Source organism: uncultured Gemmiger sp. (genome assembly GCA_944388105.1).
Classification (GTDB): Bacteria; Bacillota; Clostridia; order Oscillospirales; family Ruminococcaceae; genus Gemmiger.
The window spans coordinates 14773-27717 of record CALXHN010000004.1 but is presented as its reverse complement, the minus strand read 5'-3'; the positions used below and the strand labels follow the sequence as shown (position 1 = coordinate 27717).

Annotated in this window: 11 protein-coding genes; 10 read left to right on the top strand and 1 reads right to left on the bottom strand. The window is 63.2% G+C overall.

The genetic code is table 11. The features are described 5' to 3' along the window. The first annotated feature begins 142 nt into the window (after window positions 1–142). The 10 genes from Q0K17_RS00935 to Q0K17_RS00890 all read left to right on the top strand — a co-directional run bounded on the left by Q0K17_RS00935 (window position 143) and on the right by Q0K17_RS00890 (window position 11302). Window positions 143–2857, top strand: a complete 2715-nt coding sequence (locus Q0K17_RS00935; RefSeq protein WP_294538720.1) for a trehalase family glycosidase — start codon at window positions 143–145, stop codon at window positions 2855–2857. A gap of 107 nt (window positions 2858–2964) precedes the next feature. Then, on the top strand, window positions 2965–3381 hold the full coding sequence (locus tag Q0K17_RS00930) for a hypothetical protein (RefSeq protein ID WP_294538717.1): 417 nt from the start codon (window positions 2965–2967) through the stop codon (window positions 3379–3381). Between the two features lie 61 nt (window positions 3382–3442). Further along, window positions 3443–4222, top strand: a complete 780-nt coding sequence (locus Q0K17_RS00925; RefSeq protein WP_294538714.1) for an AraC family transcriptional regulator — start codon at window positions 3443–3445, stop codon at window positions 4220–4222. A gap of 267 nt (window positions 4223–4489) precedes the next feature. Next, window positions 4490–4924, top strand: a complete 435-nt coding sequence (locus Q0K17_RS00920) for a PTS sugar transporter subunit IIA (RefSeq protein WP_294538712.1) — start codon at window positions 4490–4492, stop codon at window positions 4922–4924. Window positions 4925–4944: 20 nt separating this feature from the next. Further along, the gene (locus tag Q0K17_RS00915) at window positions 4945–6135 is read left to right on the top strand and encodes a glycoside hydrolase family 88 protein (RefSeq protein WP_294538710.1); all 1191 of its coding nucleotides are present in this window, start codon (window positions 4945–4947) and stop codon (window positions 6133–6135) included. 45 nt (window positions 6136–6180) lie between these two features. Further along, a complete protein-coding gene (locus Q0K17_RS00910; RefSeq protein WP_294538708.1) occupies window positions 6181–6666 on the top strand; it encodes a PTS sugar transporter subunit IIB in 486 nt (161 codons plus the stop codon). A gap of 36 nt (window positions 6667–6702) precedes the next feature. After that, window positions 6703–7470, top strand: a complete 768-nt coding sequence (locus tag Q0K17_RS00905; protein WP_294538705.1) for a PTS sugar transporter subunit IIC — start codon at window positions 6703–6705, stop codon at window positions 7468–7470. Next, a complete protein-coding gene (locus tag Q0K17_RS00900) occupies window positions 7460–8272 on the top strand; it encodes a PTS system mannose/fructose/sorbose family transporter subunit IID (protein WP_294538703.1) in 813 nt (270 codons plus the stop codon). The genes Q0K17_RS00905 and Q0K17_RS00900 overlap by 11 nt, the downstream gene beginning before the upstream one ends. A gap of 114 nt (window positions 8273–8386) precedes the next feature. Next, window positions 8387–10486 carry an alginate lyase family protein gene (locus Q0K17_RS00895; RefSeq protein WP_294538701.1) on the top strand — a complete coding sequence of 700 codons (2100 nt, stop codon included), beginning with the start codon at window positions 8387–8389 and terminating at the stop codon, window positions 10484–10486. A 27-nt stretch (window positions 10487–10513) separates the two neighbouring features. After that, window positions 10514–11302, top strand: coding sequence for a carbohydrate-binding protein (locus Q0K17_RS00890; protein WP_294538699.1), 789 nt, complete (start codon window positions 10514–10516; stop codon window positions 11300–11302). Between the two features lie 165 nt (window positions 11303–11467). Here the strand turns inward: Q0K17_RS00890 and Q0K17_RS00885 are convergent, their stop codons facing one another. After that, entirely contained in the window at window positions 11468–12847 is a 1380-nt protein-coding gene (locus Q0K17_RS00885) for a TrpB-like pyridoxal phosphate-dependent enzyme (RefSeq protein ID WP_294538697.1), read from the bottom strand. Between the last annotated feature and the right edge of the window lie 98 nt (window positions 12848–12945).

Below are 12945 nucleotides of genomic sequence, written 5' to 3'. Positions count from 1 at the left end.
TCTATCATACCGGAAAAAGCCGCCCGCCGCTATGCGCAGAACGCATAAAAAATCCGGCCGTCTCTTGGGCGGTTCGCCCGGATGTCCTCCTCTGTACAGCCGTGCTATAATGGGGAAAAAATACACCGTGAGGTGAATCCTGATGAAATTTGAATCCCACGACCTGCATCTGCCGGACTGGGGCCCCTACACCAAGCAGTACAGCGGCATCAGCCATGTGCCCGCCGTCCACGACGGCACCCGGTTTGATCTGGTGGTGTTCCCGGGGCTGTTCCGCCGCCGGGTGGAGGTGCCCAACGTCCGGTTTGAAGGCCCCTGGCATGTGTGGCAGGCGGCGCCGGACCTTTCCTGCTACACCATCCGCCATGAACTGGAATGGAAGGACAAGGTCTATGCGGACATCTCCTTCCTGACGGCGGGGGAGCAGGCCTGCCTGATCCGGGCGGAACTGCACAACGATTCCCCCGACCCCCAGGACCTGGTGCTGCACTATGCGGCCAGCGCCCACGACCCCACCCCCTCGGGGCAGGCATGGACCATCCCCGGGGCGGACATTCGCCTGCCGGACAGCGCGGTGCTGGTCATGGCCAACGACTATGAGCAGCTGCAGTTCCGCCAGCCCCGCCCCTCCGACGGCCTGGGCTGGGACGGGCTGCGCCGGGGGGAGGAAGCCGTTCCCGGGTTCCTGTCCGGGTACGGCCTGGGCATGGGGTTCGGCAGTGAATGCGGCAAGGACCAGTTCGGCCGCAGCACCCGGCGGGGCATTGAGGACGCGGTGCGCTACCGGTTCGATCTGCCCCGGCCCCTGTTCCATCCCTGCCTGCTGGTGCGGTACCTGAACACGGGCAAGGAGAGCGGCCGGTTCAATCTGGGACCGGGCCAGGAGATCGTCCTGCCGCCCTGCACCGAACCCTGGGTGGTGCGCTTCCCGCTGCGGACCGAGCTGGAAGCCGGTCCCTTTGCGCTGACCCTGTATGGTCTGGGCATGGGGGAGGTGAAGCTGGACTGCCTGGTCCTGTGCGAGGAAGAGGAGGCGGACCAGGTCTTTCTGCTGCAGCGGGGGGAGGGGTACCGTCCCCTCCGCCTGGGCCACGGCGGGGAATCCCTGCTGACCCTGCGGTATCCCCATCTGGCCGGGACCTATGCCGTGGGCTGGGACTACGAAAACACCCAGGTGCGGCAGATCGAAAACGATGAACTGGACGTCTTTCTGCGGGACACCGCCCAGGACCATGTGCACGACCTTCTCACCGGCAACGGTAAAGGGCATTTCACCGACGTGTTCATGCGTCCCATCCCCCTGCAGCCCGGGCAGACCCGGGTGATCTGGGGGGCGGCGGCCTGGGCGCCCGCCGGCCGGCAGGCCGAGGAGACCTGCCGCCAGCTGCTGGCCGACCGGGCCGGACTGCAGGCCCGGTGGGAGGAAGGGCAGCGGGCCATGGCCCCCGCCGCCGCCCTGCCCCACGGCAAGGACTTCGCTTTAGGCCAGCAGCTCATGCAGGGGGTGCTGTGCACCAACGTGGTCTACCCGGTGTACACCCGGCGGCAGTATATCCGGCACAACACCCCCGGCCGCTGGTGGGACAGCCTGTATACCTGGGATTCCGGCTTCATCGGCATGGGGTTGGCCGCCCTGTCGCTGCCCCGGGGGCTGGACTGCCTGCGGGCCTACCTCACCGACCCCCATGATGAGGAGGCCGCCTTCCTCCACCACGGCACCCTGCTGCCCACCCAGTTCCTGCTCTTTGCGGAGCTGCTCAACCGCCCCGAATCCCGGGCCGATGCCCTGGCCTTGTACCAGAAAATGCGGCATGCCTATGAGTTTTTCATCGGCCGTGCCGGCGGCTCCACCACCGGCGGGATGGAAAGCGGCCTGCTGCGTCCCTGGGATTATTTCTACAACTCCGGCGGCTGGGATGACTACCCCGCCCAGAAGCAGGTGGGCCTGCGGGGACTGCAGAGCTGCTGCACCCCGGTGATCACCACCGCCTTTGCGGTGCGGTGTGCCCGCATCCTGGCCTATGCGGCCCGGGTCATGGGCCTGCGGGAGGCTGTCGCCCGGTACGAGGCGGACGCCGCCCGCCTGACCGACTGCCTGAACCGGGTCGCCTGGGACGAGGAGGCCGGATACTACAGCTATGTCCTCCACGATGAGCACAAACGGCCGGAAGCGTTCCTCCGGTACAAGGACGGGACCAACTTCAACATGGGCTTTGACGGGGCCTCGCCCCTCTTTGCGGGGGCCTGTCCCCCGGACCGGGCCCGCCGCCTGTGGGAAAAGGTGAAAAGCCCCGACCATCTGTGGACCGCCTGCGGCCTGACCGCCGTGGACCGGTCCGCCCCCTATGCCCGGGAGGACGGCTACTGGAACGGCTCGGTGTGGATGCCCTACCAGTGGATCTTCTTCAAGGCGGCCCTGGATGCCGGGGACCCGGACTTTGCCCTGCGCATCGCCCGCACCGCCCTGGACCTGTGGCAGACCGAGTGCGCCCGCACCTACCATTGCTTTGAGCATTTCATGGTGGACTGCGGCCGGGGGGCGGGCTGGCACCAGTTCGGCGGGCTGTCCGCACCGGTGGTGCAGTGGTATGCCTCCTGCTGCCGCCCCGGCACCCTGACCCCCGGCTTCGACACCTTTGTGGACGATGCCATCTGGGGGGAGGACTGCGCCTCCCTCCAGGTCCGGCTGGACTGCACCCGGCCGGGTCCCATGGCCCTGCTGGTGACGCTGCAGCCCGGGGAAAAACAGCTCGTCTGCAGCCTTCCCGGCGCCCGGGCCGAAGAGCGCCGCCCCGGCCTGTGGGTGGTGCGCCTGGAGGTGCCCGCGGCGGGTCAGGTGGAGCTGAGTCTGTGCTGAACTGCGTAATAACGCGAAATTTTGGGGGATTGGCATAATAAATGGTTTTATGATATGATAAAAAAAGATGAGTGAAACCGGGACCGGAACAGAAAGGAAGAAAATGCATGCAGGTCGGAGAAGCGAGCAAGGTCAAGTTCAACCTGTTCAAGAACAAATTTGAATTTGAGTGCGGGGACCACGGCATCACCCTGGAAAAGATCGGCGGCGGCATCTGCTGCTATGCCACCGATGCCGCCCACGCGGAGATCTACTGCGCCATGCCTCTGGGGATGGAACGGGAGTTCAAGGACGCCAATTACTACATCTACGCCCTCACCGCCACCCAGATGCTGCTGCGGGTGCGCAAGGCGGTGCTGCTCATCGACTTCGCCCAGAAGCACTGTGCCACCAACGTGCCCAACTTCCGGGTCTTCGGGTCCAAGGCGTGGGGGCAGAACTGCCAGGTGCCCTGGCAGCCCTCCTACACCCAGCTTTACAACGAGGCCGAAAAAAAGCGTCTCGCTTCCGGCGCGAACGCCTGAGGGCGCCGCGGCATGGGACGGTGCGCCCCCCGCGCACCGGAACTGAACAGCGAGGAATACCATGAACAGAATCGTATTTGTGGGGGAACACCCCAAGATCTACAACGTGCGCATGCACAAGCATGAACACTGGGAGGTGGTCTACTGCACCGAAGGGGAAGGCGCCTTCCGGTTTGAGAACCAGCCGCCCATCCATTACAAAGCAGGGGAGACGGTGGTCATTCCGCCCAAGGTGCCTCACGCCAATTCCGGCGTGGAAGGCTTTGCCAACATCTACATCATGCTGGAATCCCCCTCCTTCCCCTATCACACCCCCTTCCGGGTGGCGGACGAGGACAACGGTCTGGCCAATGCGTTCGCCCAGGTGCGGCTGTACCACATGTCGGACAAGAAAAAGCACGAACTGGTGCTGGCCTCCCTGGGGGACCTGATCGCCAGCTACATCGTGGTCTTCCGCAGCAATGTGGAGTTTTCCGGCCCGGTGGCCCAGATCCGTGCCAGCATCCAGGAAAACTACACCCGCACCGATTACCAGCTGGATGAATTCATTCACTCCATGCCCTTCCACTACGACTATCTGCGCAAACTTTTCAAGAAGGAAGTGGGGGTTTCGCCCCTGGAATACCTCACCGACATGCGGATGAAGAGCGCCGAACGGATGCTGACCCTGTGGACCGCCGGCTACACCGTGGCCGAGATCGCACAGATGTGCGGCTTTGACAACGCCCTGTATTTCTCCCGGGTGTTCAAGAAGTTCTACGGCTGCTCTCCTACCCAATTTGTGAAGGACAAGACCGAGGTGTATGCCAACGTGAAGGACCGCACCGAACTGGAAAACTGAGACCTGATCCACACAATCGCACAACGGGCAAAAACAAAAAAGCGCCCTGTGACGTAGATTCGCCGCAGGGCGCTTTTCACGATTTTTGCCCGCATTTTTTTGCCATATTGCCCAACAACTGTCGGAAGTCCGGAAAAATTTCGGCCAGAAAAATCCGTTTTGTGAATAAACTGTGTCGGATAAGCTATTCATGCGCCGGCATTTAGGCCTTATACTTGAGTACAACGCAAACGCAACAAGCAGGCAAACCGCAAGGAGGAAAATCGTATGGTCAGCATCCTGATTATCGGTCACGGCAACTACGCCACGGGCGCCCTGAGCGCCACCCGGCTGGTGGCCGGCGCACCGGAAAACGTCTATGCCCTGGACTTTGAGGAGGGCATGAGCCCCGAGGAACTGAAGGAGAAGATGAGCGCCCTGCTGGCGTCCATCCCCGACAAGGAAGTCCTGATCATGGCCGACCTGGCCGGCGGCACCCCCTTCCGCACCGCGGTGGAACTGAAGATGACCCAGACCGGCAAGGACGTGCGGGTGGTGGCCGGCGCCAACATGCCCGCGCTGATGGAAGCGGCCTTCTCCTCCGACAGCATGGGTCTGGCCGAGCTGGCCGCCGACGTGCTGCAGACCGGCGTGGAAGGCTTCATGGACTGGGATGCCCAGTCCGATGATTCCGAAGAACCGGATTTCGAGGGCGGCCTGTAAGACCAAGAGGAGGGTCCGAAATGATCAAAACCATTCATGTGGAACCCATCGCCAAGCGGGACAAATACCTGTCCACCCCGCTGCTGACCAAGGCGGAAGTGGAAAAAGCCATGGACTTCGTGGTGGCCCAGACCCGGGAAAACATGAAGTACTTCGGCACCAAGTTCCCCTGGTCCGCCACCAAGGGCCTGCAGTATCCCATCATCGAAAACATCGAATGGACCGACGGCTTCTGGACCGGCCTGCTCTGGCTGTGCTATGAGTACACCGGGGACGAAGAGTTCCGCGCCCTGGCCGAGAAGAACATCGATTCCTTCCTGCACCGGGTGGAAAACCGCATCGAGCTGGATCACCACGACCTGGGCTTCCTGTATTCGCCCTCCTGCGTGGCGGGCTACAAGCTCACCGGTTCCGAAAAGGGCCGGCGGGCCGGCATCCTGGCGGCGGACAAGCTCATGGAACGCTACAACGCCCGGGATGGCTTCATCCAGGCCTGGGGCGCTGTGGGTGCCCAGGACAACTACCGCCTGATCATCGACTGCTTCATGAACATCCCCCTGCTGTACTGGGCCACCGAAGTCACCGGTGACCGCAAGTACGCCGACGCCGCCGACCGCCATTACGAGACGGCCGCCAACCACGTCATCCGGGACGATGCCTCCGCCTTCCACACCTACTACTTCGACGCCAAGACCGGCGCTCCCCTGCGGGGCGCCACCCGCCAGGGCTACAGCGATGATTCCGCCTGGGCCCGCGGGCAGGCCTGGGGCATCTACGGCATTCCCCTGAACTACATCCAGAACCACAACCCCGCCTCCGTCAATCTGTTTGAGGGCATGACCAACTACTTCCTCAACCGCCTGCCGGAAGACGATGTGTGCTACTGGGACCTGATTTTCGGCGACGGTTCCGGGCAGTCCCGTGACTCCTCCGCCGCGGCCATCGCCGTGTGCGGCATGCTGGAGATGGGCAAGTACCTGCCGGAGACCGACCCCGAAAAGAACACCTACAAATATGCCTGCCACCGCATCCTGCGCAGCCTGATGCAGAACTACCAGGGCACCGAGGCCAAACCCGGCAGCCCGGTGCTGTACCACGGGGTCTACTCCTGGCACAGCGGCAAGGGTGTGGACGAGGGCAACATCTGGGGCGACTACTACTACATGGAAGCCCTGGTCCGTTTCTACAAGGATTGGAATCTGTACTGGTAAAGACCGGTACCGGATTGGATCAAATTTCATAAGGAGGACAGAATCATGCCCAATATCGTTGCTTTCCGTATTGATGAACGCCTCATCCACGGCCAGGGTCAGGTCTGGATCAAGGCTCTCGGCGTGAACACGGTCATCGTGGCCAACGACGCCGCCAGCGCCGATCCCATCCAGCAGCAGCTGATGAAGGCGGTCGTGCCCCGCACCATCGCCATGCGCTTCTTCTCTGTGCAGAAGACCTGCGAGCTGATCAACAAGGCTTCTCCCAAGCAGACCATCTTCATCGTCTGCAAGAGCCCCGCCGACGCCCTGCGTCTGGTGGCCGGCGGTGTCCCCGTCAAGGAGATCAATGTCGGCAACATCCACCACGCACCCGGCAAGGAAGAGGTCAGCAAGTTCATCGCGCTGGGACCCGAGGACAAGGCCGCCCTGCGGGAACTGCGGGACAAGTACGGTGTTACCTTCAACACCAAGGCCACTGCTACCGGTGATGATGGTGTCGCTCAGGTCAACCTGAACGATTACATCTGATAAATCTGTAAGGAGGAGTTTTCTGTGCAAATCACAATGTTACAAGCAGTGTTGATTGCCCTGTGGACCGGCGTCTGTCTGGCCGGTATGCTGCTGGGCATCTACACCAACCGCTGCCTGGTCATGGCAACGGGCGTGGGCATCATCCTGGGCGACCCTGTGACCGGTCTGGCCATGGGCGCTGTGGGTGAGCTGGCCTTCATGGGCTACGGCGTTTCTCAGGGAGGTTCCATCCCCCCGAACCATATGGGCCCCGGCATCGTGGGCGCCATCATGGCCATCACCGCCGGTGTTCCGGTGGAGACCGCCCTGGCCCTGTCCATCCCGTTTGCGGTCGGGTTCCAGTTCGTTCTGACTGCCACCTACACCTTTGCCACCACCCTGAGCGGCTTTGCCACCCGTGCCCTGGACAAGAAGAACTTCCGCGGTTTCCGGATTGCGGCCAACACCACCGTGTGGGTCTTCTTCATCGTGGGCTGCATCATCGGCCTGGTCGCCGCCCTGAGCGCCACCGGCCTGGAAGCCGTCATCAACCTGATCCCTGGCTGGCTCAGCACCGGCCTGACCGTGGCCGGCAAGATGCTGCCCGCCGTCGGCTTCGCCATGATCCTGAACGTTATGGCCAAGAAGGAACTGATTCCGTTCGTCCTGCTGGGCTATGTGCTGGTCTCCTACATGGGCCTGGGCACCATGGCCGTGGCGATCACCGGTACCGCTGTTGCCCTGCTGGTCTTCTTCAACCAGAACAAGGCTGCCGCCGCTGCTGCCGAAGATGAGGAGGTCGTGTTCGAAGATGGTATCTAACGCATTGACAAAAGCCGATTTTATCAAGACGTCCCTGCGGTCCTATTTCCTGCAGAACGGCTTTAACTACGGCAACTACCAGGGCCTGGGCTACGCCAACATGCTGTACCCCGCCCTGCGCAAGATGTACAAGGATGACGATGACGCCCTGCAGGCTGTCCTGAAGGAGAACATCGAATTCTACAACACCAACATGCACTTTGTGCCCTTTGTCACCAGCCTGCACCTGGTCATGCTGGAAAACGGCACTCCCAGCAGCGAGATCCGGAACATCAAGATGGCCATGATGGGCCCTCTGGCCGGTATCGGCGACTCCCTGTCCCAGTTCGTCCTGGCGCCCCTGCTGGGCACCATCGGCGCTTCCCTGGCCTATGACGGCCTGCTGCTCGGACCCATCCTGTACCTGCTGGGCATGAACATCGTTCTGCTCATCGTCAAGATCCTGTGCGGCCTGCTGGGCTACAACCTGGGCACCAGCATCATCGGCAAGATGACCAGCGAGATCGAAAAGATCTCCAACGTGGCCAGCATGATCGGCGTCACGGTCATTTCCGGTCTGGCGTTCAACTTTGTCAAGATCACAACGCCCATCCAGTATGCGGCGTCGGTCCCCGGCACGGAAGAACAGCAGATCGTTTCCCTGCAGTCCATGCTGGACGCCATCGCCCCCAACCTGCTGCCCTGCGCCTTCCTGGGCCTGGTCTTCTACCTCATCAAGGTGAAGAAGTGGACCACCATCAAGCTGGTCCTGCTGACCATTGCGCTGGGCATCGTGCTGTCCGTGCTGCACATCGTTGCCTGATTTCCCCATCATGCTGCGGTGAAACAGTCCGGCCGCTGATCCGAAATCCGCACCGTTTACCGGCAGGGATGTCTCACCGGCATCCCTGCCGTTTTTTTATGGGAGGAAACTGCCATGACCGATTCCGCGTTGCACTGCCTGCGCCGGGACGCCCGCCGATTTGCGGAGCACTACCAGGCGCAGAACACCGGCGCCTATGTCCGGGCCCACTGTGCCCCGGAAGCGGCCGACCTGCTGAAACAGGCCGACGCGCTGGTGCAGAACACCTTTACCTATACCGACCGCTGGGATATGGAACCCTGCAGCACCCCCTACACCCTGCCCGCCGGCACCTGGACCGAAAGCCCCAACGGGGACCCCGAATGGGTGTACATGCTCAACCGGCATGACTACCTGCCCAAGCTGTGGCAGGCCTGGGTCCTGACCGGGAAGGTCCAATACCGGGACAAGCTCACCGGGGATCTGCTCAACTGGATCGCCTCCAACCCCATCACCCTGGAAGGCAACATTGCCACCCGCACCATCGACACCGGCATCCGCTGCCTGAACTGGTGCCGGCTGCTGCCCTTCCTGCTGGCGGAGGACGCCCTCACCGACGCCCAGGCCAACACGGTGCTGGCCAGTCTGGCGGAGCAGTTCGCCAACCTGAAAGCCCGCTACATCACCCGCTACACCCTGAGCAACTGGGGCGTGCTGCAGACCACCGCCATCTGTGCGGCGGCGGCCTGGTTCGGCGCCGACTGTGTCCCCGCCGAGCTGGAAAGCTGGTCCTGGGACCATCTGTTCACCCAGCTGCAGCTCCAGGTGCTGGAGGACGGCACCCACTGGGAGCAGTCCCCCATGTACCATGTGGAGGTGCTCAACGCCTGCGTGAAGATGCTGGTGCTCATCCGGGCGGCGCAGCAGGCGGGGCGGCCTTTGTCCGACCTGGCGCGCCGTGCGGTGGAAGCCCCCGCCGGCAGCACCCTGCCGGAAACCCAGGCGGGCCCCGGCCAGGGTCTGGACCTGGAAGCCCCGGGCTGGCTGCTCAGCGTCATCCGGGTGATGAGCCGGCAGGTGCTGTACACCGCCGACCCCGCCCTGTACCAGATGCCCCAGTGCGACAGCGACGTGACCGACGTGCGGGACGTGCTGGCCCGGGCGGCGGCCCTGTTTGCCGACGGCGGCATCTACCGCTGGGCGGCGGGGGACACCCTGGACATGGAGAGCGCATGGCTGCTGGGCATGTCCGGCATCCGCGCCTTTGAGCAGTGCAGCCCGGAGGAGCCCCGCCGGCGCAGCTGGCCCTGCCCCCGCAGCGGCAATCTGGCGTTCCGCAGCGACTGGACGGACAAGGCCAACTTCACCGCCCTGAAAAACAGCCCCCTGGGCAGCAGCCACGGCCATGCCGACCAGACCCACCTGACGGTATACTGCGGCGGCAAGCCCTTCCTGGTGGACACCGGCCGCTACACCTACCGGGAGGACGACCCCCTGCGCTGCCAGCTCAAGGCGCCGGCGGCCCACAACCTGTGCGTCATCGACGGCCAGTCCGGCGGTGACCCGGATGCCTCCTGGAGCTATGCCGACTACGCCGAGACCGGCGCCAACTACTATGCCGAAAAGGAGGGCGTCCATTACGCCGAGCTGCCCTTCTGGGGCACGCTGCGGGACGGCACCCCCTACCATGTGGTGCGGCGGGTCTTTGCGCTGGACTGCGGCGTCTGGCTGTCGGTGCAGGACATCACCTGCCGGGGCAGCCACCAGGTGCAGGAGTTTTTCCACCTGCATCCGGAAGTGCAGGTGACCGGACAGGACACCCGCTTCACCCTGGAAAACGGCGGCGTGGTGCTGGAACTGTGCAGCGACATCCCCCTGTCCTGCGGCACCGGCGTCTATTCGCCCAAGTACAACGAGCTGTGTCAGGCTCCTCTGCTCACCCGCACCCTGGACATGCAGGACCGCTGGGTGGGCGAGACGGTGCTGGCCGCCCGCGGCCTGACCGTCACCCGGGCCCGGGTGCTGCGCGCCGGCAGTGAGGAGACCATCCTGCCGGAGTTCATCACCGCCTGGGATGTCCATACCGCCGACGGCGCCTGCTGGACCCTGGTGCTTCGCAACCGGGAAAACTACCGCGGCGCCAAGGTATTCACCTGCCATGACGAACCCTTCTACGGCCGTGCCGTTGCGCTGTACCGCAGCGGGGACCAGTGCCGCCGGATTCGCCTGCGATAAACTGTTATATGTTGAGGGAGAAAGTAGATGAAGAATCGGATCTGTATCACCAGTGCAGACGGGGTCTGCAAAGCAGAGCAAAGCGGAGCGCAGCAGGTCGTGCTGGCTTGGAAAGGGGAATATGCCGTCGGTGATGTGATCACGTTTGAAGTGGCGGCACCGGGCCACTATGTGGTGCGGGTGGATGACTGCATCGAGGAATCCCGGGTGTACATCACCGGCACCACCCTGCGGTATCCTGTCCTGTTTGAGGAAAAAAAGGATGCCCACAACCCCAAGGCCTTCACCGGCGAGCGCCATTACCTGACCCTGCGTCCGGCCGCGGCCTGGGAGCTGGGCTACCGCAACCTGGCCTGCAACCCCGCCGACCAGCATGATGTGGCCGGCTGCTACCCCCACGCCAGCGCCAATGTGGAGACCCGGGGCGAGGCCGTGTTTGCGGCCCGCAACGCCATCGACGGTCTGCTGGCGGTGGATTCCCACGGCCGGTGGCCGTACTCCTCCTGGGGCATCAACATGCAGGACGACGCCGAACTGACCCTGGATTTCGGCCGTCCGGTGGATTTTGACACCATCGTGCTGTACACCCGGGCGGACTTCCCCCACGACAACTGGTGGCAGCAGGTGACCCTGCGCTTCTCCGACGGCACCCGGGAAGTGGTGTCCCTGGAAAAGAGCAGCGAACCCCACCGGCTGAACATCGCCCGCAAGGGCATCACCTGGCTGCGGCTGGGCGACCTGATCAAGGCGGACGACCCTTCCCCCTTCCCGGCACTGACCCAGATCGAGGTCTACGGCACCGACGCGGTGCAGTGAGTTCCCTACCTATTTATATAATATATAGCAGCAAGGCCCCCGCTCCCGGCATCGGATTGCCGGAGGCGGGGGCCTTTTGGATAGAAAAACAGGAGAAAAGAAAAAAGTTGTATTTTCGTGGCGACCGGCCCGGAAAACAGATATAATAATAGGGACAGGCTCCGGTTATTGGCCGGGAACCTGGGGCAGACGGGCAAAGCTGGCTTCCAGTTCTTCGTCGGTGGGGATGGTGTCGGTCATCAGCCCGTCGTGGAACTTCTCATAGGCCACCATGTCGAAGTAGCCGGTGCCGGTCAGCCCGAAGAGGATGGTCTTTTCCTCCCCGGTCTCCTTGCAGCGCAGGGCCTCGTCTATGGCCACCCGGATGGCGTGGCTGCTCTCCGGGGCAGGCAGGAGGCCCTCCACCCGGGCGAACTCCTCCGCCGCCTCAAAGACCTTGGTCTGCTCCACGGCCACCGCCTCCATCAGCCCGTCGTGGTACAGCTGGGACAGCACCGAGCTCATGCCGTGGTACCGCAGTCCGCCCGCGTGGTTGGCCGAGGGGATGAAGTTGCTGCCCAGGGTGTACATCTTGGCCAGGGGGCAGACCATGCCGGTGTCGCAGAAATCGTAGGCGAATCTGCCCCGGGTGAAGCTGGGGCAGGAGGCCGGTTCCACCGCGATGAAGCGGTAATCCCGCTCGCCCCGCAGTTTCTGGCCCATGAAGGGGGAGATCAGCCCGCCCAGGTTGCTGCCGCCCCCGGCGCAGCCGATGATGATGTCCGGCACCACCCCGTATTTGTCCAGGGCGGCCTTGGATTCCAGCCCGATGACGCTCTGGTGCAGCAGCACCTGGTTGAGCACGCTGCCCAGCACATACCGGTAGCCGGGGGTGGTGGTGGCTTTCTCCACCGCCTCGCTGATGGCGCAGCCCAGGGAGCCGGTGGTGCCCGGGTGCTCCGCCAGAATGCGGCGGCCCACCTGGGTGGTATCGGAGGGGGAGGGGGTCACCGAGGCCCCGTACACCCGCATGACCTCCCGGCGGAAGGGCTTCTGCTCATAGGAACACTTGACCATATACACCTGGCAGTCCAGACCCAGATAGGCGCAGGCCATGGACAGGGCGGTGCCCCACTGGCCGGCACCGGTCTCGGTGGTGACCCCCTTCAGGCCCTGCTGCTTGGCGTAGTAGGCCTGGGCGATGGCGCTGTTCAGCTTGTGGCTGCCGGAGGTGTTGTTGCCCTCGAACTTGTAGTAGATCTTGGCGGGGGTGCCCAGCTTTTTCTCCAGACAGTAGGCCCGCACCAGGGGAGAGGGTCTATACATTTTGTAGAAATCCCGGATTTCATCCGGAATGGGAATTTCCCGGGTGTCGTTGTCCAGTTCCTGGCGGATGAGCTCGTCGCAGAACACCGGGCGCAGGTCCTCGTACCCCATGGGCTGGCCGGTGGCCGGGTTCAGCAGGGGCGCCGGCTTGTTCTTCATGTCCGCCCGGACGTTGTACCAGGTGCGGGGCATTTCTTCTTCGGACAGGTAGATCTTGTAAGGGATTTTTTCTGCGGCCATGGTGGGCCTCCTTTCCGTGGGCCCCGGGGGAAAAGAGAAAAGGCTCTTGTCCCACAGGGCATGTGTAAAAAATACCCTTTGGGACAAAAGCCTTTTGC

Excerpts from the sequence above, each read along its gene's own strand:
- Q0K17_RS00915 (WP_294538710.1), top strand. The coding sequence starts at position 4,945 with ATGATCAAAACCATTCATGTGGAACCCATCGCCAAGCGGGACAAATAC.
- Q0K17_RS00885 (WP_294538697.1), bottom strand. The coding sequence starts at position 12,847 with ATGGCCGCAGAAAAAATCCCTTACAAGATCTACCTGTCCGAAGAAGAA.
- Q0K17_RS00910 (WP_294538708.1), top strand. The coding sequence starts at position 6,181 with ATGCCCAATATCGTTGCTTTCCGTATTGATGAACGCCTCATCCACGGC.
- Q0K17_RS00930 (WP_294538717.1), top strand. The coding sequence starts at position 2,965 with ATGCAGGTCGGAGAAGCGAGCAAGGTCAAGTTCAACCTGTTCAAGAAC.
- Q0K17_RS00920 (WP_294538712.1), top strand. The coding sequence starts at position 4,490 with ATGGTCAGCATCCTGATTATCGGTCACGGCAACTACGCCACGGGCGCC.
- Q0K17_RS00935 (WP_294538720.1), top strand. The coding sequence starts at position 143 with ATGAAATTTGAATCCCACGACCTGCATCTGCCGGACTGGGGCCCCTAC.
- Q0K17_RS00900 (WP_294538703.1), top strand. The coding sequence starts at position 7,460 with ATGGTATCTAACGCATTGACAAAAGCCGATTTTATCAAGACGTCCCTG.
- Q0K17_RS00925 (WP_294538714.1), top strand. The coding sequence starts at position 3,443 with ATGAACAGAATCGTATTTGTGGGGGAACACCCCAAGATCTACAACGTG.
- Q0K17_RS00895 (WP_294538701.1), top strand. The coding sequence starts at position 8,387 with ATGACCGATTCCGCGTTGCACTGCCTGCGCCGGGACGCCCGCCGATTT.
- Q0K17_RS00890 (WP_294538699.1), top strand. The coding sequence starts at position 10,514 with ATGAAGAATCGGATCTGTATCACCAGTGCAGACGGGGTCTGCAAAGCA.
- Q0K17_RS00905 (WP_294538705.1), top strand. The coding sequence starts at position 6,703 with ATGTTACAAGCAGTGTTGATTGCCCTGTGGACCGGCGTCTGTCTGGCC.